A 21,825-nucleotide genomic window follows, 5' to 3' on the forward strand; every position below is an offset into this window, starting at 1 on the left:
GCGTGGCACGCCGCATCACACGTCGTCGCCCGGCCGGCGCATCCATTCGCGCCAGCCTTCGTGGCCGAGGCGGCGCAGCGTTTCCTGATTCTTTTCGTAGATCGCGGACGCGTCCGGGAACGCGTCGACCGCGCGTGCGATGCTGTCCTCGCGCAGCAAGTGCAGGATCGGATACGGCGCGCGGTTCGTGTAGTTCTCGATGTCGTCGGGTTCGGTGCCGTCGAACCGGTATTGCGGATGGAAGCTCGCGATCTGCAGCACGCCGTCGAGCCGCAATTGCCGCACGAGCCGCTCGGCGAAGAACAGCGCATCGTTGTAGTCGACGAAATCGGCGAACGCGTGCGGGTAGATCACAAGCGTCGTATCGACCTGCTGCGGGTCCGCCGCTTCCAGCGCGCGCAGCTCGGTTTCGAGTTCGGCGAGCGCGTCCTCCAGCGTCGTCGCTTCGCTGATCGCGTAGCGCACCTGTTCCTTCACGTAGACGCTTTTCGCGAACGGGCACAGATTGAGCCCGATCACCGCGCGCGCGAGCCAGTGCCGCGTGGCGGCGAGGATGTCGTCGTGCGAATCGGGGCGGGTGTCGGTCATCGTGATACCAGTCGGGCGGAAGGGCGAAGAGGGCCGCATTGTAGCGGGCGCGCCGGGGACGAACGCGCGCGGCCCGTCACGCGCAGGCCGCCTCGATCAATTGCGTGACGAGTGCGGGCGCGGTGCCGATCGGCGTTTCGCCATGCCGGTAGGTCTGGCTGGCCGCATAGATGCCTTCGACCACCAGCGCGAGCGCATCGGCGAGCGCCTTCGGCTGCCGCGCGCCGGCGCCTTCGCACAGCGCGACGAGCCGTTTCATCAGCTGCTCCTTGTTCTGCGCGACGCGTTCGCGCGCCGGGTGCGACGCATCCGGGAATTCGGCGGCGACGTTGACGAACGGGCAGCCGCGATAGTCCTTTTGCGTCGCGCGCTCGGCGAGATCGGCGAAGTACTGGATCAACTGCGCCTTCGGCTGGCCCGGATGCTTCGCGGCGCTCGTGTCGAGCCGCTCGAAGAAGCACGCGTCCATCCGTTCCAGATACGCGAGGATCAGCTCGTCCTTCGACGAGAACTGGCGGTACAGGCTCATCTTGTTGACGCCCGCGCGTTCCACCACCGCCTCGACGCCGACCGTGCGCACCCCTTCCTTGTAAAACAGCTCCTCGGCGGCACGCAGCAGATGCTCCTGCGCGGTGGCGCCGTCGATCGGCCGGCGCGTGCGCCGCGCCAGCGGTTTGGCGACCTCGATGCCCGACATGATGGCCCTCGACTACGTAATGGATTGCTTGACATGTTACCGACTGGTAACTACGATCGCAACACAGTTGTGACCGGTCGGTAACAATCGCGGCCGGATCGACAGACGAATGCCAAGCGTCGGCCCGGGTCAGCCGATGTTGAAATGCGCGGCGGAGGTGGCCTGGTCGGGGCGGCGTGGTGCGATGGCGCCGGAACCGCCAACTGGAGAACGTGAAGATGAACTGGGCAGTGACACGAATCGGCGGGCGCTTCCATTACGGATGGCTCGCGGCGGCGGTGGTATTCCTGATCCTGCTGGCGGCGGCCGGCACGCGCGCGACGCCGAGCGTGCTGATGGTGCCGCTCGAACGCGAACTCGGCTGGAGCCGCGCGGCGATTTCGCTGGCGATTTCGGTGAACATCGCGTTGTACGGCCTGACGGGCCCGTTCGCGGCCGCCGCGATGCAGCGCTTCGGGCTGCGTCCGACGATCCTCACCGCGCTCGTGACGATGAGCGCGGGCGTCGCGCTGTCGTCGATGATGACGCAGAGCTGGCAGATGGTGGTGATCTGGGGCCTGATGGTCGGCTGCTCGACGGGCGTCGTCGCGCTGACGCTGTCCGCGACCTTCGTCACGCGCTGGTTCCATGCGCGGCGCGGCCTCGTGATGGGGATCCTGACCGCGAGCACGGCCACCGGCCAGCTCGTGTTCCTGCCGATGCTCGCGGCGATCGCGCAGCGCCACGGCTGGCGGCCGGTCGTGCTGGTCGTCGCGGTGGCGGCCGCGATCGTGATTCCGCTGGTCGCGTTCCTGCTGCCCGAGCGGCCGGCCGACGTGAAGCTGCGCCCGTACGGCGAGCCGGCCGATACGCCGGCGGCGCCCGATGCGACGAAGGAGAATCCGCTCGCGGTCGCGTTCCGCACGCTGCTGATGGCGAGCCGCTCGCGCGACTTCTGGCTGCTGTTCTTCAGCTTCTTCATCTGCGGCGCGAGCACCAACGGCTATGTCGGCACGCACCTGATCGCGATGTGCAGCGACTACGGGATGACCGAAGTGCAGGGCGCGTCGCTGCTCGCGGCGATGGGCGTGTTCGACCTGTTCGGCACGACGCTGTCGGGATGGTTGTCCGACCGTTACGACAACCGCGTGCTGCTGTTCTGGTACTACGGGCTGCGCGGGCTGTCGCTGATCTACCTGCCGCATGCGTTCGGGATCGATTTCTTCGGGCTGCCGCTGTTCGCGATGTTCTACGGGCTCGACTGGATCGCGACCGTGCCGCCCACCGTGCGGCTCGCGACCGACGTGTTCGGCAAGGCCGCCGCACCGGTCGTGTTCGGCTGGATCGTCGCCGGCCACCAGCTCGGCGCGGCGTTCGCGGCGCTCGGCGCCGGGCTGCTGCGCGCGAGCCTCGGCACCTACACGATCGCGTCGATGATCTCGGGCGGGCTGTGTATCGTCGGCGCGCTGATCGTGCTGCGGATCAATCGCGGCCCGTCGCGCGCGGCCGCGCAGGCGGCCTGAGCGCGGCGGACCGGCCGGCCGCACACGCTGCGGCCGGCCATTGCACGCGCGGCGATTTGCATAGCGCGGCAGGATCGGGCGCGCTGTCGCTCAAGCGGGTATGCTTGCGGTTCGCCGGGCGTTCGCGCCCCTTCATCGATGTCAGCGAGGAACCGCATGTCCGTCAAACCTGCTCCCACCACTGTTTCGATTCACGATCTGATCGCGGGCCGCTGGAGCCCCCGCGCGTATTCGGATGAAGCCGTCAGCGCCGGTGATCTCCACGCGGTGCTCGAAGCGGCACGCTGGGCCCCGTCCGCGTACAACGCGCAACCGTGGCGTTTCATCGTATTCGATCGCACCCAGGACGAAGACGCGTTCAAGCGCGCGTTCGCGACGCTGGTGCCGTTCAACCAGGGCTGGAATGCACCGGCGCCGGTGCTGATCGCGGTCACCGCGCACACGCTGACGCCGAAGGGCGAGCCGGCGCCGACCGCGCTGTACGACGCCGGCGCCGCCGCGATGTCGCTGGTGCTGCAGGCGCACGCGCTCGGCCTCGCCGCGCACCAGATGAGCGGGTTCGACGCGAAGGCATTCCGCGACGCGTTCGCGATTCCGGCGGATGTCGCGATCGTGTCGATCATTTCGCTCGGCCACTACGGCAATGTCGACAAGCTCGATCCCGTGCTGCGCGATCGCGAGAAGGCGCCGCGCACGCGCCACGCGCTCGGCGAAGTCGTCTACGCGGGTGCGTGGAAGAAGAGCTTCGACGCAGCGGCCTGACCCCGCGGGTGGGCAGGCTGCGTCGCGCATCCTGTCCGCGCCCGTTTCCGGCGCGCCACGCCGCGCGCCGTCGCCACCGGCGCCCGTTGCGCGGCCCCGGTGGCCGGCCCCGGTTGTGATCCCGCGGGCTTCATGTTAAAAAGCCGGTCCTTTCCGTTTTCGCGCCGGCCTGCTGCGGCAATTTCCCATGACTTACTGCGCGATCGATTTCGGCACGTCCAATTCCGCCGTGGCGCTGCCCGACGGCGATGGCATGCGCCTCGCGCCCGTCGAGGGCGACCACCTGACGCTGCCCACCGCGATCTTCTTCAACAACGACGAAGAGACGGTCGAATACGGCCGGGCGGCGCTGGCTTCCTATATCGACGGCTTCGACGGCCGGCTGATGCGCTCGATGAAGAGCATCCTCGGCTCGCCGCTCGCGGAAACGACAACCGATCTCGGCGACGGCAGCGCGATCGCGTACACCGAAATCATCGCGCGCTTTCTGACGCACCTGAAGCGTAAGGCCGAAGCGCGCGCGGGCGCGCCGATCGGCCGCGCGGTGCTTGGCCGGCCGGTGTTCTTCGTCGACGACGATCCGCGCGCCGACCGTCTCGCCCAGGATCAGCTCGAGGCGGCCGCGCAATCGGTCGGCTTCGCGGACGTTCACTTCCAGTACGAACCGATCGCCGCCGCATTCGACTACGAATCGCGCCAGCCGGCCGAGCGTCTCGTGCTGGTCGCAGACATCGGCGGCGGCACGTCCGACTTCTCGCTGGTGCGCGTCGGCCCGGCGCGGATGGCGCGGCTCGAGCGCAAGGACGACGTGCTGGCGCACCACGGCGTGCACGTCGCGGGCACCGACTACGACCGGCGTGTCGAGCTGGCGGCGATCCTGCCCGCATTCGGCTACCGTTCGCTCGACCCGGAAGGGCGCGAGCTGCCGAACAAGATCTACTTCGATCTCGCGACCTGGCATCTGATCAACACCGTCTACACGCCGAAGCGCGTCGGCGAGCTGAGGCTGATGAAGCACCTGTACCAGGACGTGCGGCAGTACGACCGGCTCACGAGCGTGGTCGAGCAGCGGCTCGGGCACGCGCTGATGGCGCGTGCGGAAGAAGCGAAGATCGGGGTCGCGGCGGGCGGGGAGACGATGATCGACCTGAACGACGTGGAAGAGGATCTGCTGATCGCATTCGACGCGAATCGCCTCGTCGACGCGAGCCGCGACGATACCGCGCGCATCGTCGACGCCGCGCGCGAGACGGTGCGGCTCGCGGGCGTGGCGCCGCGCGACGTCGGTGCGCTGTATTTCACCGGCGGTTCGACGGGGCTTGCATTCCTGTCCGGCGCGCTCGCCGGTGCGTTCCCGGATGCGCAGCCGGTGTTCGGCGATCGCCTCGCGAGTGTCGCGACGGGGCTCGGCATTCACGCGCAGCGACTGTTCGGCTGAACGGCGGGCGGCTACGGGCCGCCATGCGCCACCATGTAGGACGACCGGCGCGCAAAAACAAAAAGCCCCGCCGAAGCGGGGCTTTTTTACACGAATAATCGCGCCAAGCTTAGACCGGACGGATGTTCGCAGCTTGCAGACCCTTCGGGCCCGTCTTCACTTCGAATTCAACCTTCTGGTTTTCTTGCAGCGTCTTGAAGCCTTCGACGCGGATTTCCGAGAAGTGCGCGAACAGATCGTCGCCGCCGCCTTCCGGGGTGATGAAGCCGAAGCCCTTTGCGTCATTGAACCACTTGACGGTACCGGTTGCCATGTTACTTGTTCCTAAAAAAATAAAACGGGGCCGAGGCCCATGGGGTGCGGAAAATCAAGGAAGGGGTAATAGGACCAACCGGAGTACCGTTGATGGGCGAACTACGAAAGAACCAATTCACTCGCCGCTTGAAATCCTGCGAAGTCCTTTATACGGCTAATCCTTCTGACGGTCAACCGTATTCCCATGCTCTCAGGGTTATTGCGGATATCTGGTTTACAAAGCTTGCAAGCGATGCGAATTTTTTGTAGGGGGCGATCGATTTTGGCGCCACGTTCGAGGTGCAACCGTTAAACTACGCGCCGCGTGGACGGGTTGCCCCGATCGGGTAACCCTCCTCCCCAAGAATGCGTGCGCGGCGCGCTCCGAGCCGATCCCGGATCGCAGGCCGACCATGCTTTTTGAGACACAGGAGAGGATGTGAAGAGTTCTATTCAACGGAACATCGGCCCGTTTGCATTGATGCTGACGGGGCTGGGTTCGATTATCGGCTCGGGTTGGCTGTTCGGTGCCTGGAAGGCCGCGAAGATCGCCGGTCCGGCGGCGATTTGCGCATGGATCATCGGCGCCGTCGTGATTCTCGCGATTGCGCTGACGTATGCGGAACTGGGGGCGATGTTCCCCGAATCGGGTGGCATGGTGCGTTACGCGCGCTACTCGCACGGTTCGCTGGTGGGCTTCATCAGCGCATGGGCCAACTGGATCGCGATCGTATCCGTGATCCCGATCGAGGCCGAAGCATCGATCCAGTACATGAGCACGTGGCCGTATCCGTGGGCGCACGCCCTGTTCGTGAACGGTGAATTACAGACGCTCGGGCTGCTGCTGTCGGCCGTGCTGGTCGTCGTCTACTTCATGCTGAACTACTGGGGCGTCAAGGCCTTCGCGCGGGCGAACACCGCGATCACGATCTTCAAGTTCCTGATCCCCGGCCTCACGATCCTCGGCCTGATGCTGTCGAGCTTCCATTCGGAGAACCTCGGCACCGCATCCAATGCCAGCTTTGCGCCGTACGGCTGGTCGGCCGTGCTGACCGCGGTCGCGACGAGCGGCATCGTGTTCGCGTTCAACGGCTTCCAGAGCCCGGTGAACCTGGCCGGTGAAGCGCGCAATCCGTCGCGCAGCGTGCCGTTCGCGGTGATCACGTCGATCCTGCTCGCACTCGTGATCTACGTGCTGCTGCAAATGGCGTATATCGGTTCGGTGAACCCGGCCGACGTCGCGAAGGGCTGGGAGCACTTCAACTTCTCGTCGCCGTTCGCGGAGCTCGCGATCGCGCTGAACCTGAACTGGCTCGCGATCCTGCTGTACGTCGACGCGTTCATCAGCCCGAGCGGCACCGGCACGACCTACATGGCGACGACCACCCGCATGATCTACGCGATGGAGCGCAACAACACGATGCCGAAGATGTTCGGCAACGTGCACCCGATCTACGGCGTGCCGCGCCAGGCGATGTGGTTCAACCTGCTCGTGTCGTTCATCTTCCTGTTCTTCTTCCGCGGCTGGAGCTCGCTCGCGGCGGTGATCTCGGTCGCGACGGTGATCTCGTACCTGACCGGCCCGATCAGCCTGATGGCGCTGCGCCGTTCGGCGACCGACATCGAGCGCCCGCTGTCGATTCCGCTGATGAAGCTGATCGCGCCGTTCGCGTTCGTATGCGCGTCGCTGATCCTGTACTGGGCGAAGTGGCCGCTGACGGGCGAAATCATCCTGCTGATGATCGTCGCGCTGCCGGTGTATTTCTACTTCCAGGCGAAGTCGGGCTGGACCGGCTGGGGCGCCGACCTGAAGGCCGCGTGGTGGCTGGTCGCATACTTGCCGACGATGGCCGTGCTGTCGCTGATTGGCAGCAAGGAGTTCGGCGGTCATGGCTACCTGCCGTATGGCTGGGACATGCTGATCGTCGCGGCGATTTCGCTGGTGTTCTACTTCTGGGGCGTGAATACCGGCTACCGGACCCAGTATCTCGACGAGCGCGAGTCGCACGACGAGATCCTCGAAGGGGTCGGTGTCTGACGCGTGACCTGTCGCCGGATTCGGCGGCGACAGGATGCAGCGCAAAAAAGCCCGCCCGAGCGCGATGCTCGGGCGGGCTTTTTGCTGACTGGCTCGGCGGTTGCACCGCCGTCCGGGTTCAGGCGTCGGCGTTCGCGAACACGTAGTTCGTCATCGCAAGCACGCGCTGGTACGTGCCGAGCGACTGGATGCCGAGCTGGTAGTCGTCATCCGCCGCGCCGAGCGCCGTGAAGACCGGCAGCAGGTGCTCGTCGGTCGGATGCATCAGCGCCGCGTGCGGCGCCTGCCGGCGATAGTCGAGCAGCGCATCGACGTCGCGCGCGGCGAGTTTCGCCTCGAACCAGTCGGTGAATTCGGCGACGCGCGGGTCCGCATCCTCGGGCGCCGCGCCGAAATCGGCGGCGCGCAGGTTGTGCGTGATCTGGCCCGAGCCGATCACCATCACGCCTTCGTCGCGCAGCGGCCGCAGCGCGCGGCCGAGCGCGAAGTGATGCGCGGCGTTCGCGCGCGGCTGGATCGACAGTTGCGCGACCGGCACGTCGGCTTCCGGAAACATCAGCAGCATCGGCACCCACGCGCCGTGATCGAGCCCGTGTTCGGTCGTCGCGGTCGCGATGCCGGCCGCGTTCAGCAGCGCGGCCGCGCGTTCGGCGACGTCCGGTGCGCCCGGCGCCGGATAGCGGATGTCGTACAGCGCCTGCGGGAAACCGTAGAAATCGTGGATCGTGTCCGGATGCGCGGCGACGCTCGCGACCGGCTGTTGCGTGCCCCAGTGCGCGGACAGCATCAGCACCGCGCGCGGGCGCGGCAACTCGGCGCCGAGGTGCGTGAACGCGCCGGACGGCAGCGCCGGGTCGATCGGCAGTGTCGGGGCGCCGTGGGACAGGTAGAGCGAAGGCAAGCGGTTCATGGTGGTGACCTGCAAAAGGGGTTGCCTGTGACTATAAGCGCGTACCGTGCATTGATAAATCGGCGACCGAGAATTTGATTGACGCTTGTTTGTTGATAATCGTGGCGACGACCGGCGCTCGAATGCGGATTCGCATCCGAAGGTGAGAAATCGATGGAGTTGCAGTGCGAATAGAAGGAGATCCGCGCAGAAGGATGACTTACTGCGCGTGCCGGATGCCGGCCCACGGCGTCGTGAGCGGGGCGCTGAGCGCGAATAGGTCGAGCACGCGCGTGACGGTCTGGTCGACGAGTTCCTCGATCGTCTTCGGCATCGCGTAGAACGCGGGCAGCGGCGGGAAGACGATGCCGCCCATTTCGGTGACGGCGGTCATGTTGCGCAGATGCGCGAGGTTGAACGGCGTTTCGCGCACCATCAGCACGAGACGGCGGCGTTCCTTCAGCGTGACGTCGGCCGCGCGCGTGATCAGGTTGTCGGACAGCCCGTGCGCGACGCTCGCCAGCGTCTTCATCGAGCAGGGCGCGATCACCATGCCGTCGGTCGCGAACGAGCCCGACGCGATCGTCGCGCCGACGTCGCGCACCGAATGCACGACGTCCGCACGGCGTTCGACATCGGCCTTCGGCAGCTTCAGTTCATGCTGGATGTTGAGCCAGCCGGCGTTCGAGATCAGCAGATGCGTTTCGACGCCGCCGGCGGCGCGCAGCAGGTCGAGCAGCCGCACACCATAGATCGCGCCGGTGGCGCCGGTGATCGCGACGATCAGCCGGCGTGGCGGCGCGCTGGGAGATGCCATTGAAAAGGGGACGGGTGCCGCGTGTTAGGCGGCGGCGAACAGTTGCTGCAGTTCGCCCGACTGGTACATCTCCATCATGATGTCCGAGCCGCCGATGAATTCGCCCTTCACGTACAGCTGCGGGATGGTCGGCCAGTTCGAGAATGCCTTGATGCCCTGGCGGATTTCGTCGTCCTCGAGCACGTTGACCGTCTTGAACTGGTCGACGCCGCAGGCCTTCAGCACCTGCACGGCGCGGCCCGAGAAGCCGCACATCGGGAATTGCGCGTTGCCCTTCATGAAGAGCACGACCTGGTTTTCGTCGACGATTTGCTTGATACGTTGTTGGGTGTCCATGACTGACCTTGCGTTTGCGGGGCGTTAGATCGAAATGATAGCGGATTTCAACCGGGCGGGCCGGCCATCAACCCGGCAGGCGGCCGCCGGTCGTGCGTTCGATGGCGGCGAGATCGGCGAGCGATTCGACCGCGACGAAGCCGTGCGACGCCAGGATCGCGCGGACGGCTTCGGCCTGGTCGTAGCCGTGCTCGATCCAGAGCGTGCCGCCCGGTTTCAGATGTGCGCCGGCGCCCGCGACGATCGTGCGGATCGCGCTGAGGCCGTCGGCATCGTCGGTGAGCGCGCCGCGCGGCTCGAAACGCAGGTCGCCTTGCGCGAGGTGCGGGTCGTGCTGCGCGATGTACGGCGGGTTGCTGACGATCGTATCGAACGCGAGCGCGGGATCGAGCGCCGCGTACCAGTCGCTCTGCAGCCAGTGCAGCGGGCCGCCGGGGCGCCGCGCGTCGAGCAGTTTGTCGGCGTTGCGTTGCGCGACCGCGAGCGCGGCCGGCGAACGGTCGAGCGCCCAGACGCGCGCATCGGGACGCTCGGCCGCGATCGACACGGCGATCGCGCCGCTGCCGGTGCCGAGGTCGAGCACGGCGGCATGCGGCAGCCCGCCGATCGCGTCGAGCGTGGCTTCGACGAGCAGCTCGGTTTCGGGGCGCGGGATCAGCACGTCGGGCGTCACGTCGAACGGGCGGCCGAAGAACTCGCGCATCCCGACCAGTTGCGCGACGGGCTCGCCGGCGACGCGGCGTGCTTCCAGTGCGCGGAAGCGTTCGACCGCGGCGTCGTCGAGCGGCGCGTCGCCGCGCGTGATCAGCTGCGTGCGGGTCCAGCCGAGCGCATGCGCGAGCAGCACGCGCGCATCGACCGGATCGAGCGGCGATGCGCGTAGCAGCGCGTCGGCGGTGGTGTCGGACATCGCGGCCTCAGTCGGCTTCGCCGAGCGACGCGAGCAACTCGGCCTGATGCTCGGTGACGAGCGCGCCGATCAGTTCGTCGAGATCGCCGTCCATGATCGCCTCGAGCCGGTACAGCGTCAGGTTGATCCGGTGGTCGGTCATCCGTCCCTGCGGGAAGTTGTACGTGCGGATGCGCTCCGAGCGGTCGCCGGAGCCGATCAGGCTCTTGCGCGTCGCGGCTTCCTTCGCATGCTGCTCGTGATACTGCTTGTCCTTGATGCGCGCGGCGAGCACCTTCAGCGCGCGATCCTTGTTCTTGTGCTGCGAGCGGTCGTCCTGGCATTCGACGACGATCCCGGTCGGGATGTGCGTGACGCGCACCGCCGAATCGGTCTTGTTGATGTGCTGGCCGCCCGCGCCGGACGCGCGGAACGTGTCGATGCGCAGGTCGGCCGGATTGATCTCGACCTCGCCGATTTCGTCCGCTTCCGGCATCACGGCGACCGTGCACGCGGACGTATGGATGCGCCCTTGCGTCTCGGTGGCCGGCACGCGCTGCACGCGATGGCCGCCCGATTCGAACTTCAGGCGCGAATACGCGCCCTGGCCCGCGATCCGCACGATCACTTCCTTGTAGCCGCCGAGATCCGACGCGCTCTCCGACATCATTTCGACCTGCCAGCGCTGGCGTTCCGCGAAGCGCAGGTACATGCGCAGCAGGTCGCCCGCGAACAGCGCCGATTCGTCGCCACCCGTGCCCGCGCGGATTTCGAGGAAGATGTTGCGGTCGTCATTCGGATCCTTCGGCAGCAGCATCTTCTGCAGCTCGGTCTCGAGGCGCGCCATGCCTTCGCGCGCGCTGCGGATCTCGTCTTCCGCGAAATCGCGCATCGACGGATCGGCGAGCAGCTCCTGCGCGGCCGCCTCGTCGCTGCGCGATTGGCGCCATAACGCGTATTGCTCGACGACCGGGCCGAGTTCCGCATGTTCGCGTGTCAGCTTGCGGTACTGGTCGAGGTCGGCCGTGACGTTTTCGCGGCTCAGCAGGTCGTTCAGTTCGGCCAGCCGTGTGGACAGCTGGTCGAGCTTGCGTTGCATGCTCGTCTTCATGGTGTGGAGCGGCGCTCCCGGGCAAGGGGTATTCGGAAAGGATAGGCCGGCGGCAGGACAACGACCGGCCGGCGGCAGGGCGACCGGGCGGCGCTAGTGGCCGGATGGGTCGTTCGAGCGCGGCGCGTGCTGGTAGAAGCCGCGCATCAGGTCGATCAGCGAATCGCGATCGGCGCCGTTGACGCGGTTGAGCGCGCTCGTCGGGCCGTGGATCAGCTTGTTGGTCAGCGCCTGCGACAGCGCTTCGAGCACCGCAGCCGGATCGTCACCGCGCGCGAGCAGCTTCTGCGCCTTCTCGACTTCGGCCCGTCGCAGCGCGTCCGCCTGCGTATGCATGTGACGGATCACCGGCACGACGCTGCGCGTGTCGAGCCATTGCATGAAATTCTGCACGCGCGTCTCGATGATCGCTTCGGCCTGCGCGACCGCGGCCTGGCGCGATGCGTTGCCCTCGCGCACGATCGCGCCGAGATCGTCGACGGTGTAAAGGAACACGTCCTTCAGCTTGCCGACTTCGGGCTCGATGTCGCGCGGCACCGCGAGGTCGACCATGAAGATCGGCCGGTGGCGGCGCGCCTTCACCGCGCGCTCGACCGCGCCGAGGCCGATGATCGGCAGCGTCGACGCGGTGCACGACACGATGATGTCGAATTCGTGCATGCGCGTGGGCAGGTCGGCCAGCGGCATCGCGCGGCCGTTGAAGCGTTCGGCGAGCCGCTGGCCGCGTTCGGCCGTGCGGTTCGCGACGACGAGTTCGCGCGGGCCTTGCGCGGCGAAGTGCGTCGCGCACAGCTCGATCATTTCGCCGGCGCCGATGAACAGCACGCGCTGATCCGACACCTTTTCGAAGATCCGCTGCGCGAGGCGCACCGCGGCGGCGGCCATCGACACCGACTGCGTGCCGATTTCGGTCGTGCCGCGTACTTCCTTCGCCACCGCGAACGTGCGCTGGAATAGCTGGTTCAGGTAGGTGCCGAGCGCGCCCGCTTCGGTCGCGGTGCGAACGGCATCCTTCATCTGGCCCAGAATCTGGGTTTCGCCGAGCACCATCGAATCGAGGCCGGACGCGACGCGAAACGCGTGCCGGACCGCTTCCGACTGCGGCAGCGCATAAACGTGCGGCGCGAGCTCGTCGACCGGAATCCGGTGATATTCCGACAGCCAGCGAAGCGCGCCTTCGCGGGCCGCGCGATCGTCGGTCGCGCAATACAGTTCGGTGCGGTTGCAGGTGGAGAGGATCGCCGCCTCGGGCGTATTCGGCGCTTGCGGGCCGAGAAACACGTTCTTGAACGTGACGAGAGCCGGTTTGATTTGCTCGAGCGGAAACGCCACGCGTTCGCGCAGGGCGACAGGCGCAGTGTGATGGTTGATTCCGATCGTGAGGAGTTGCATATCGAGGGCTATCGTTTAGCCCCATATTATAGCGTTTCAGTGATTTCCTCACTCGCTGCATACCGGGCATCGGCGTGGCGGGGCCGCGAATTTGGGGGTTCGATCGGCACGCGGTCGAGCTGATAGCCGAAGCCATAGAGCGGCAACAGCCGGTAGCCGCGCTCCGGAAGCAGCTGCAATTTGCTGCGCAGCCGGGACGCGTGCGTGTCGAGCGTGCGCGACTTCATGTCGCGGCGGCGGCCCCATACCGTTTCGAGGATATGGGCGCGCGACACGGGCCGCGACACGTTCGTGAGCAGCAACTGCGCGAAACGGAACTCCTTCGGCGTGAGTGAAACGATTGCGTCGCCGAAACGCACGAGGCAATGCGTGGTGTCGAATGCGTATTCGCCATACGTTTCGCGCGAGCGGGCGGGTGCGCGCCGTACGCCCGCGCGCCGGCTTAGCGCGTTGACGCGCGCGAGAAACTCGGGCCCGCTCACGGGGCGCACGAGGCAATCGTCGGCGCCCGCGTGCAGGCACGAGACGATTTCGCTTTCGCGCGCCGACTGCATCATGGCAATGGCCGGCAGCCCGGGCAGGACCGCCTGCGCGCGCGGAATGACTTCCTGCGCCGGCTGGTCGCCGGCCCAGTGGCCGGTGACCAGCATGTCGCAGGTGTTGTCGGCGGCGAGCCATTCGAAGAATGCGGTGCTGGACGGAAACGCATGGCACACATGACCGCCCGCGAAGAGCAGGCGGTTCAGGAGTGCGCTATGACGCGACTCCGGATCGATCAGAGCGATTCGCATGACGATTTCTTCAATACGGCAGCCGGTGTGCGCTTGCCATAACGTCGAGTCGGCCCCTACACTCGAACGTTCGCGGCGCCCGGCTGGTCTCGGGTTCGATGGATGAATCGATGCTAGCCGCTGGCAACGTTCACGCCTATGGGACGAATCTGAATTTATAGAAGGCGTTGAATGAACTGGTTTGGAATCCTTGTCCTGGGAGCGGCCGTCGGGCTGTTCGGCCGCTGGCTGCATCCGATGCGGCGCACGCGTCGGCCGGCGTGGTGGATCGCGGTGCTCGTCGGCATCGTGGGCGCGGCCGCCGCCCGCATGGTCGGCAATCTCTCGGGACTGTTTTACGATGGCGAGACGCTCGAATGGCCGGTCTGCACCGGCGTCGCGTTCCTCGCCGTAGCCGTGACGGTCGCGCTGTCGGCCCGTCGCTGAATGCTCTCAGGTGAAATCATGAATGCCCGTCTCCCCGAAGTCTCGCCGGTGCCGGCCCGTCTCGCGCTGCTGCGTGACGCGATGGCCCGCGAGAACCTGGCCGCCTATCTCGTGCCGTCCGCCGATCCCCATCTGTCCGAATACCTGCCGGAACGCTGGCAGGCGCGCCGCTGGCTGTCGGGTTTCACGGGCTCGGTCGGCACGCTGGTCGTGACCGCGGAGTTCGCGGGGTTGTGGGTCGACAGCCGCTACTGGGTGCAGGCCGACGCCGAGCTGGCGGGCACGGGCGTGCAACTGATGAAGATGACGGGCGGGCAGCAGAGCGCACCGCACGTCGACTGGCTCGCGCAGAACGTGGCGACCGGCGCGACGGTCGGCGTCGACGGCGCCGTGCTCGGCGTCGCGGCCGCGCGCGGGCTGACGGCCGCGCTGAGCGCGCGCGGCATTGCGCTGCGCACCGACGTCGACCTGCTCGACGCGATCTGGCCGGAGCGGCCGGGGCTGCCCGCCGACGCGGTGTTCGAGCACGTGGCGCCGCAGGCCGACACGACGCGCGCGAGCAAGCTGGCCGACGTGCGCCGCGCGATGCACGCGCAGGGCGCGCAATGGCACTTCGTGTCGACGCTCGACGATCTCGCGTGGCTGTTCAACCTGCGCGGCGCCGACGTCAACTTCAATCCGGTGTTCGTTGCGCACGCATTGATCGGTGCCGATCGCGCGACGCTGTTCGTCGCCGACGGCAAGGTGCCGCCGGCGCTGGCCGCGTCGCTCGCGCGGGATGGCGTCGACGTCCGCGCGTACGACGCCGCGCGTGCGTCGCTCGCGGCGCTGCCCGACGGCGCGACGCTGCTGATCGACCCGCGCCGCGTGACGTTCGGCACGCTCGAGGCCGTGCCGGCCGGCGTGAAGCTCGTCGAGGCCGTGAATCCGTCGACGTTCGCGAAATCGCGCAAGACGTCCGCGGAGATCGAGCACGTGCGCGTGACGATGGAGCACGACGGCGCCGCGCTCGCGGAGTTCTTCGCGTGGTTCGAACAGGCCGTCAATCGCGAGACGATCACCGAGCTGACGATCGAGGAAAAGCTCACGGCCGCGCGCGCCCGGCGCCCCGGCTACGTGTCGGCGAGCTTCGCGACGATCGCCGGCTTCAACGCGAACGGCGCGATGCCGCACTACCACGCGACGCGCGAGTCGCACGCGACGATCGTCGGCGACGGCCTGCTGCTGATCGATTCGGGCGGCCAATACATGACGGGCACGACCGACATCACGCGCGTCGTGCCGGTCGGCACCGTCAGCGACCTGCAGCGGCGCGATTTCACGATCGTGCTGAAGTCGATGATGGCGCTGTCGCGCGCCCGCTTCCCGCGCGGCATCCGCTCGCCGATGCTCGACGCGATCGCCCGTGCGCCGATGTGGGCGGCCGGGCTCGACTACGGCCACGGCACCGGGCATGGCGTCGGTTACTTCCTGAACGTGCACGAAGGCCCGCAGGTCATCTCGCACTACGCGCCGGCCGAGCCGTACACGGCGATGGAAGAGGGGATGATCACGTCGATCGAGCCGGGCGTGTACCGTCCGGGCCAGTGGGGCATCCGGATCGAGAACCTGGTCGTGAACCGGGCGGCCGGGAAGACGGAGTTCGGCGATTTCCTCGCGTTCGAGACGCTGACGCTGTGCCCGATCGACACGCGCTGCGTGCTGATCGAGATGCTGCACGACGAAGAGCGCGCGTGGCTGAACACGTATCACGCGACGGTGCGCGAGCGTGTCGGCCGGCACCTGGGCGGCGACGCGAAGGCGTGGCTCGACGCGCGCACGCAGCCGATCTGATGCAACGCGCGGCAACGGCCGGATGGCGATTCGGTCAAGATCGAACGACGGCCGGACGATAACAGCGAGGGCAAGCAATGGCGGATACGGCGGTGATCGTGGTCGACATGCAGCGCGGGCTGGTGGAGCGGGCGCGGCCCGCGTACCGGCTCGACGACGTGGTGTCGGGCATCAACCGGTTGACGGCGGCGGCGCGCGCGGCGAACGCGCCGGTGTGCTTCGTGCAGCACGACGGCGACGCGGACGACGACGTCGTGCCCGGCACGCCGGGCTGGGAACTGCATGCGAGGCTGGTCGTCGGCCGCGACGACTGGCGCGTGCGCAAGCAGGCGAGCGACGCGTTCCACGACACGCCGCTCGCGGCGCAGCTCGATCGCCACGGCATCCGCTCGGTGCTGATCTGCGGCTATGCGACCGAGTTCTGCGTCGATTCGGCCGCGCGCCGCGCCGCGCTGCTCGGCTATCGGACGACCGTCGTGTCCGACCTGCACACGACGAACGAGCGCGCCCACCTGTCGGCGGCGCAGATCGTCGCGCACCATCACTTCATCTGGAACAACAATTCGCTGTCGGGCAACGCGGTGACGCCGCGTCCGCTCGCGGACGTGCTCGCCACGGAGTTCGCATGACGATCAAGGCAGTGGTGTTCGATTTCGGCGGCGTGCTGATCGACTGGAGTCCCGAGTACCTTTATCGTGAACTGATTCCCGACGACGCCGAGCGGCGCTGGTTCCTCACGCACGTGTGCGCGATGGACTGGGTGGTCCGCCAGGACGGCGGCCAGACGATCGAGGAAGGCACGGCCGAACTCGTCGCGAAGTTTCCGGAGCACGAAGCGCTGATCCACGCGTTCTACGCGCGCTGGCACGAGATGATCGGCGGCGTGCTCGACGAAGGCGCGGCGCTCGTCGACCGGCTGGACGCGCAGGGGATGCCGCTGTTCGGGCTGACGAACTGGTCCGCGCAGACGTTTCCGTATGCATGGGACAACTTCCCGGTGCTGCGCCGCTTCAAGGACATCGTCGTGTCGGGCCGCGTGAAGCTCGTGAAACCCGATCCGGCGATCTACCGCGAGATGCATGCGCGGATCGATCCACACCTGCCAGGCATCGCACCGCACGAGCTCGTGTTCATCGACGACAACGCGCACAACGCGGCGGCCGCGACGGCGCTCGGCTGGCATGGCATTCATCACACGAGCGCGGCGGCGACCGAAGCGCGGCTGCGCGAACTGGGCGCGCTGGTGTAAGCGGCGGGGAAGCCACGCGGGATAAAAAAAGCGAGCCAAGGGCTCGCTTTTTTTATCGTGCCGTTCCGGAAGCGGCACCGTTCGGCGCCGGCCCCGCGTGATCGCGGCGCCGGGCGACCGGGCCGCGCCGCTCAGCGGCTGATCGGCTTGTAGCGCAGACGCTTCGGCTTCGCGGCTTCCTCGCCGAGGCGCGCACGCTTGTCGGCTTCGTACTCCTGGTAGTTGCCGTCGAAGAACGTGACCTGCGAATCGCCTTCGAACGCAAGGATGTGCGTCGCGATCCGGTCGAGGAACCAGCGATCGTGCGATATCACCATCACCGAGCCCGCGAATTCGAGCAGCGCGTCTTCCAGCGCACGCAGCGTTTCGACGTCGAGGTCGTTCGACGGTTCGTCCAGCAGCAGCACGTTGCCGCCCGAGATCAGCGTCTTCGCGAGGTGCAGGCGCCCGCGTTCGCCGCCGGACAGGTTGCCGACGACCTTCTGCTGGTCGCCGCCCTTGAAGTTGAAGCGGCCGATGTACGCGCGCGACGGCGTTTCGTACTTGCCGACCGTCAGCACGTCGGCGCCGCCCGAGATTTCCTCGAACACCGTCTTCGAACCGTCGAGCGCGTCGCGGCTCTGGTCGACGTACGCGAGCTTCACCGTCGGGCCCATCACGACTTCGCCCGAATCCGGCTGTTCCTTGCCGGTCAGCATCTTGAACAGCGTCGACTTGCCGGCGCCGTTCGGGCCGATGATGCCGACGATCGCGCCGGCCGGGATCTTGAAGCTCAGGTTGTCGATCAGCAGGCGGTCGCCGAACGACTTGCTGACGTTCTTGAACTCGATCACTTCATTGCCGAGGCGCTCGCCGGCCGGAATGAAGATTTCCTGCGTTTCGTTGCGCTTCTGGTATTCCTGGCTGCTCAGCTCCTCGAAGCGCGCGATACGCGCCTTCGACTTCGCCTGGCGGCCCTTCGGGTTCTGGCGCACCCACTCCAGTTCCTTCTTGATCGCCTTCTGGCGTGCCGATTCCGACGCTTCTTCCTGCTTCAGGCGCTCTTCCTTCTGGTCGAGCCAGCTGCTGTAGTTGCCCTTCCACGGAATGCCGTGGCCGCGGTCGAGTTCGAGAATCCACTCGGCCGCGTTGTCGAGGAAGTAGCGATCGTGCGTGACGGCGACCACGGTGCCCGGGAAGCGCACCAGGAACTGCTCGAGCCAGTCGACCGATTCGGCGTCGAGGTGGTTGGTCGGTTCGTCGAGCAGCAGCATGTCGGGCTTTTCGAGCAGCAGCTTGCACAGCGCGACGCGGCGCTTTTCGCCGCCCGACAGATGCTCGATCTTCGCGTCCCACGCCGGCAGGCGCAGCGCGTCGGCGGCCACTTCGAGCTGCTGCTCGGGGCTGCCGCCGTCGCTCGACGCGAGGATCGCCTCGTACTTCGCCTGCTCGGCCGCGAGCGCGTCGAAGTCGGCGTCCGGCTCCGCGTACGCCGCGTAGATCTCTTCCAGCTTCTTGTTGGCCTGGAACAGGTCGCCGAGGCCTTCCTCGACGGCTTCGCGCACGGTCTTCGTCGGGTCGAGCTGCGGTTCCTGCGGCAGGTAGCCGATGTTCAGGTTCGGCATCGGCGTGGCTTCGCCTTCGATGTCCTTGTCGACGCCCGCCATGATGCGGATCAGCGTCGACTTGCCCGAGCCGTTCAGGCCGAGCACGCCGATCTTCGCGCCGGGAAAGAACGACAGCGAGATGTCCTTCAGGATCTGGCGCTTGGGCGGCACGATCTTGCCGACCCGGTTCATCGTGAAAACGTATTGGGCCATTTCGGTGTGAAAGTCAGAAGTGGTTGAGACGGCCGCGCAGCGCGCGCGTGGCGGCGTCGGGTGATTCGGTACGGAGCGTGCCGCGCGGGGCGCGGCGGTGCGAGCGCGTATTGTACTTCGCCGCCGGCTGCCGCTGGCGCGGCGCAGGCCATTCGGCCGACCCGCGCTCACAGCCACGCGGCGACGCCGCCGTGCCCCGAGCACGTGCCGCGCCGGTGGCGGCTGAAGCTGTACGTGCCGTCGCGGCAGCGCGCGCTCGCGCCGTCCGGCACGCGGCCCGATTTCGAATGCGCGGGCGCATGCACGGTTTCGCCGTCGCGGTTGCGATACGTGTCGTGACGGTCGAGATCGGCTTCGTTGCCGTAGCCGGGCGGCGCGCGATAGGCGTGGGCGGAAAGGGGCAACGCGGCGCCCGCGACGAACAGCGCGGCGGACAGGGTCGCGACATGGGTCGCGCGGCGGAGCAGGGCATGCATGGTCTCTCTCGTTTCCTTCGTTGTTGTCGATGCCGGGCGATGTCGGACCAATCGCCCGCGCCGCATGTTAGCGGATCGGCGCCGGGTGCCCGCACGACGCTACGCCGCGCCGGACATCGACGCCGCGCCATCGGCCTGCGCGGCGTCGAGAATCCACCGGCGGAACGCGGCAACCTTCGGCCGTTCCGCGTGATGCGGCGGATAGACGAGGTAGTACGCGAAATCGTCGAGCCACGCGACGTCGGCAAGCTGCACGAGCCGGCCGCTCGCCAGCTCGCCGCGCACCATCGCGGCCGGCAGCAGCCCGGCGCCCTGGCCCGCGACGATCGCCTGCAGCAGCAGGCCCGAGTCGTCGAACGCGGGGCCGCGCGGCGGGCCGAAATCGTCGATCCGCTGCGCGCCGAACCAGATGTGCCAGCCCTTGCGTTCGGCATCGTGCAACTGCGGCCAGCCGACGAGTTCGGCCGGCGCTGCCGGCATGCCGAGCCGCGCGACGAGTTCCGGCGACGCGAGCGCGACGATTTCCACCGTCAGCAGGCGTTCGCTGCATAGCCCGATGTAACGCCCGAGGCCGTGACGGATCGCGACGTCGACGCCGTCGCGCGCGAAGTCCGCGAGCGCGTGGCTCGTGACGACCTGCAGATCGACGTCCGGGCACGCCTGCCGGAACTGCGCGAGGCGCGGCACGAGCCACGCGGACGCGAAGAACGGCGTGACGCTCACCGTCAGCACGCCGCTGTCGGCGGCGCCCGACACGCGCTGCGACGCATCGGCGATCTGCCGGAACGCATTGCGCACGGGCGGCAGGTAGTCGCGGCCGGCGGCCGTCAGCAGGATGCCGCGGTTCACGCGCTCGAACAGCTGCACGCCGAGATGCGTCTCGAGCGTACGGATCATCTGGCTCACCGCGCCGGGCGTGACCGACAGCTCCTCGGCGGCCGACTTCACCGACAGGTGGCGGGCGGCGGCTTCGAAGGCGCGCAACGCATTGAGCGGCGGCAGGCGGGAGCGGTTCATTCAGTTTTTCTAAAGCGAAAGCTCGACGAAATATCGTTTGAGACGACGCGTACGCGCGAGTACCGTTGACGCATCGGATCGCATGTTTCGCGGCTGCCTGTCGGCGGCCGATGCGATCAACATAGTTCAACTATATCCACGGGGCAATCCGGACGCCGCCCGGCAGCCGGTGGAACCCGAAAGGAGCATCGTCATGAACCGCCCGGGCGCGTCGCGCATTTTCTACGGCTGGTACGTGGTGGCGGCCGCGTTCGCCGTCACGTTCGTCGGGTTCGGCAGCGCGTATACGTTCAGCGCGTTCGTCGAGTCGCTGCAGCGGGATTTCGCCGCGTCGCGCGGCCAGATCTCGCTCGTGTTCTCGCTCGCCGGCTTCCTGTACTTCGGCTTCGGCATCGTCAGCGGGCCGCTGGCCGATCGTTTCGGCTCGCGGCGGCTCGCCGTCGCCGGAATGCTGCTGACCGGCGTGGGGCTCGCGGCCGCCGGCGCCGCGCATACGCTGCTGCAGGTCTATGTCGCGTACGGGCTCGGTGTCGGTTTCGGCGTTGGCTGCGCGTACGTGCCGGCCGTCGGCGCGGTGCAGCGCTGGTTCGTGCGCCGGCGCGGGTTCGCGTCGGGGCTCGCGGTCGCGGGGATCGGCGTCGGCACGCTCGTGATGCCGCCGCTCGCGTCCGCGCTGATTGTGCAGGTCGGCTGGCGCGGCGCGTATTTCGCGCTGGCCGCGCTCGCGATCGTACTGGGAGCCGGCATGTCGCTGCTGATCGAGAACGATCCGCGCAGGCGCGGTTTGCTGCCGGACGGCGATGCACCCGGCGGCGGCGGTTGGCATGCCGCTGGCGCTGCTGCGTCGACCGGCGCGAGCGTGCATGCCGGCGCGACGGTGCGCGAAGCCGTCACGTCGCGGCCGTTCGCGAGCCTGTACGCGGCTTGCCTCGTCTGCTCGTTCGGCGTGTTCGTCCCGTTCGTTCACCTCGTGCCGTACGCGCTCGATCACGGCGTCGCGCCGTCGACGGCCGTGCTGCTGCTCGGCGCGATCGGCGTGGGCAGCACGGCCGGCCGCTTCTTCCTCGGCGGCCTCGCCGACCGCTTCGGCCGCCGCGCGTCGCTGCTCGCGATGTTCGCCGGCATGGCCGTTGCGCTCGTCGCATGGGCGGGCGCCGGCAGCGTCGCGACGCTGGCCGCGTTCGCGCTCGTGTTCGGCGTGTTCTACGGCGGCTGGGTCGCCGTGCTGCCGGCGGTCGTGATGGACTATTTCGGCGGGCGCAACGTGAGCGCGATCATCGGCATCCTGTACACGAGCGTCGCGTTCGGCACGTTGATCGGGCCGGCCGCCGCAGGCTTCATCTACGACGCGGGCGGCGGCTATCTCGTGCCGATCCTCGCGAGCGCCGCCGCGAATGCGATCGCGTTCGCGATCGTCGCGACCACCGGGCGGGCGCCGGCCGCCGCGCGTGCGGCTGGCGGATAACGCCGCCCGGCTGGGC

At 67.6% G+C, this 21,825-nt stretch carries 22 protein-coding genes; 9 read left to right on the forward strand and 13 right to left on the reverse strand.

Features of this window, described 5'->3' with window-relative positions; genetic code table 11:
* Window positions 1–15: 15 nt before the first annotated feature.
* Window positions 16–588 carry a DUF1415 domain-containing protein gene (locus tag JYG37_RS04400; protein ID WP_050013085.1) on the reverse strand — a complete coding sequence of 191 codons (573 nt, stop codon included), beginning with the start codon at window positions 586–588 and terminating at the stop codon, window positions 16–18.
* 76 nt (window positions 589–664) lie between these two features.
* Window positions 665–1,285, reverse strand: a complete 621-nt coding sequence (locus tag JYG37_RS04405; protein ID WP_050013084.1) for a TetR/AcrR family transcriptional regulator — start codon at window positions 1,283–1,285, stop codon at window positions 665–667.
* Between the two features lie 218 nt (window positions 1,286–1,503).
* Here JYG37_RS04405 and JYG37_RS04410 point away from each other — a divergent pair, with 218 nt between their 5' ends.
* From JYG37_RS04410 to JYG37_RS04420, 3 genes are all read left to right on the forward strand, one after another.
* A complete protein-coding gene (locus tag JYG37_RS04410) occupies window positions 1,504–2,787 on the forward strand; it encodes an MFS transporter (RefSeq protein WP_089434493.1) in 1,284 nt (427 codons plus the stop codon).
* 156 nt (window positions 2,788–2,943) lie between these two features.
* A complete protein-coding gene (locus JYG37_RS04415) occupies window positions 2,944–3,549 on the forward strand; it encodes a nitroreductase family protein (RefSeq protein ID WP_069619473.1) in 606 nt (201 codons plus the stop codon).
* A gap of 187 nt (window positions 3,550–3,736) precedes the next feature.
* Window positions 3,737–4,987 carry an Hsp70 family protein gene (locus tag JYG37_RS04420; RefSeq protein ID WP_213345907.1) on the forward strand — a complete coding sequence of 417 codons (1,251 nt, stop codon included), beginning with the start codon at window positions 3,737–3,739 and terminating at the stop codon, window positions 4,985–4,987.
* Between the two features lie 109 nt (window positions 4,988–5,096).
* Here the strand turns inward: JYG37_RS04420 and JYG37_RS04425 are convergent, their stop codons facing one another.
* Window positions 5,097–5,300: a cold-shock protein gene (locus tag JYG37_RS04425; RefSeq protein ID WP_006477070.1), complete on the reverse strand. Its 204-nt coding sequence runs from the start codon at window positions 5,298–5,300 to the stop codon at window positions 5,097–5,099.
* Window positions 5,301–5,720: 420 nt separating this feature from the next.
* Here JYG37_RS04425 and JYG37_RS04430 point away from each other — a divergent pair, with 420 nt between their 5' ends.
* Window positions 5,721–7,319, forward strand: coding sequence for an APC family permease (locus JYG37_RS04430; RefSeq protein ID WP_050013080.1), 1,599 nt, complete (start codon window positions 5,721–5,723; stop codon window positions 7,317–7,319).
* 118 nt (window positions 7,320–7,437) lie between these two features.
* Here JYG37_RS04430 and JYG37_RS04435 read toward each other — a convergent pair whose 3' ends face one another.
* The 7 genes from JYG37_RS04435 to JYG37_RS04465 all read right to left on the reverse strand — a co-directional run bounded on the left by JYG37_RS04435 (window position 7,438) and on the right by JYG37_RS04465 (window position 13,544).
* Window positions 7,438–8,229, reverse strand: a complete 792-nt coding sequence (locus JYG37_RS04435) for a DODA-type extradiol aromatic ring-opening family dioxygenase (protein WP_050013079.1) — start codon at window positions 8,227–8,229, stop codon at window positions 7,438–7,440.
* Window positions 8,230–8,428: 199 nt separating this feature from the next.
* Window positions 8,429–9,025, reverse strand: a complete 597-nt coding sequence (locus JYG37_RS04440; protein WP_050013078.1) for a UbiX family flavin prenyltransferase — start codon at window positions 9,023–9,025, stop codon at window positions 8,429–8,431.
* 24 nt (window positions 9,026–9,049) lie between these two features.
* A complete protein-coding gene (gene grxD / locus JYG37_RS04445; protein ID WP_006477066.1) occupies window positions 9,050–9,361 on the reverse strand; it encodes a Grx4 family monothiol glutaredoxin in 312 nt (103 codons plus the stop codon).
* A gap of 67 nt (window positions 9,362–9,428) precedes the next feature.
* Window positions 9,429–10,271 carry a peptide chain release factor N(5)-glutamine methyltransferase gene (gene prmC, locus JYG37_RS04450; protein ID WP_050013077.1) on the reverse strand — a complete coding sequence of 281 codons (843 nt, stop codon included), beginning with the start codon at window positions 10,269–10,271 and terminating at the stop codon, window positions 9,429–9,431.
* Between the two features lie 7 nt (window positions 10,272–10,278).
* Window positions 10,279–11,361 (reverse strand): peptide chain release factor 1, encoded by a 1,083-nt coding sequence (gene prfA, locus JYG37_RS04455; protein ID WP_006494405.1) that lies wholly within the window; start codon window positions 11,359–11,361, stop codon window positions 10,279–10,281.
* A gap of 93 nt (window positions 11,362–11,454) precedes the next feature.
* On the reverse strand, window positions 11,455–12,753 hold the full coding sequence (gene hemA, locus JYG37_RS04460) for a glutamyl-tRNA reductase (protein ID WP_050013076.1): 1,299 nt from the start codon (window positions 12,751–12,753) through the stop codon (window positions 11,455–11,457).
* A gap of 26 nt (window positions 12,754–12,779) precedes the next feature.
* Window positions 12,780–13,544 carry a response regulator transcription factor gene (locus tag JYG37_RS04465; RefSeq protein WP_050013075.1) on the reverse strand — a complete coding sequence of 255 codons (765 nt, stop codon included), beginning with the start codon at window positions 13,542–13,544 and terminating at the stop codon, window positions 12,780–12,782.
* 171 nt (window positions 13,545–13,715) lie between these two features.
* Here JYG37_RS04465 and JYG37_RS04470 point away from each other — a divergent pair, with 171 nt between their 5' ends.
* The 4 genes from JYG37_RS04470 (at window position 13,716) to JYG37_RS04485 (ending at window position 17,052) form a co-directional block, all read left to right on the forward strand.
* Window positions 13,716–13,970: a DUF1129 domain-containing protein gene (locus JYG37_RS04470; RefSeq protein ID WP_089488127.1), complete on the forward strand. Its 255-nt coding sequence runs from the start codon at window positions 13,716–13,718 to the stop codon at window positions 13,968–13,970.
* Between the two features lie 18 nt (window positions 13,971–13,988).
* Window positions 13,989–15,803, forward strand: coding sequence for an aminopeptidase P family protein (locus JYG37_RS04475; RefSeq protein WP_050013073.1), 1,815 nt, complete (start codon window positions 13,989–13,991; stop codon window positions 15,801–15,803).
* A gap of 77 nt (window positions 15,804–15,880) precedes the next feature.
* Window positions 15,881–16,432, forward strand: coding sequence for a cysteine hydrolase family protein (locus tag JYG37_RS04480; RefSeq protein ID WP_050013072.1), 552 nt, complete (start codon window positions 15,881–15,883; stop codon window positions 16,430–16,432).
* Entirely contained in the window at window positions 16,429–17,052 is a 624-nt protein-coding gene (locus tag JYG37_RS04485) for an HAD family hydrolase (RefSeq protein ID WP_050013071.1), read from the forward strand. The genes JYG37_RS04480 and JYG37_RS04485 overlap by 4 nt, the downstream gene beginning before the upstream one ends.
* Before the next feature lie 131 nt (window positions 17,053–17,183).
* Here the strand turns inward: JYG37_RS04485 and ettA are convergent, their stop codons facing one another.
* The 3 genes from ettA to gcvA all read right to left on the reverse strand — a co-directional run bounded on the left by ettA (window position 17,184) and on the right by gcvA (window position 20,344).
* Window positions 17,184–18,851, reverse strand: coding sequence for an energy-dependent translational throttle protein EttA (gene ettA / locus JYG37_RS04490; protein ID WP_124594075.1), 1,668 nt, complete (start codon window positions 18,849–18,851; stop codon window positions 17,184–17,186).
* Between the two features lie 167 nt (window positions 18,852–19,018).
* Window positions 19,019–19,327 (reverse strand): DUF3761 domain-containing protein, encoded by a 309-nt coding sequence (locus tag JYG37_RS04495; protein WP_050013069.1) that lies wholly within the window; start codon window positions 19,325–19,327, stop codon window positions 19,019–19,021.
* A 99-nt stretch (window positions 19,328–19,426) separates the two neighbouring features.
* Complete coding sequence (gcvA, locus tag JYG37_RS04500) at window positions 19,427–20,344, reverse strand: transcriptional regulator GcvA (RefSeq protein ID WP_050013068.1); 918 nt, start codon at window positions 20,342–20,344, stop codon at window positions 19,427–19,429.
* Between the two features lie 193 nt (window positions 20,345–20,537).
* Between gcvA and JYG37_RS04505 the strand changes: the two genes are divergently transcribed.
* Window positions 20,538–21,809 carry an MFS transporter gene (locus JYG37_RS04505; RefSeq protein WP_050013067.1) on the forward strand — a complete coding sequence of 424 codons (1,272 nt, stop codon included), beginning with the start codon at window positions 20,538–20,540 and terminating at the stop codon, window positions 21,807–21,809.
* Window positions 21,810–21,825: the final 16 nt, after the last annotated feature.

The organism is Burkholderia sp. LAS2 (assembly GCF_018417615.1).
GTDB lineage: Bacteria > Pseudomonadota > Gammaproteobacteria > Burkholderiales > Burkholderiaceae > Burkholderia > Burkholderia sola.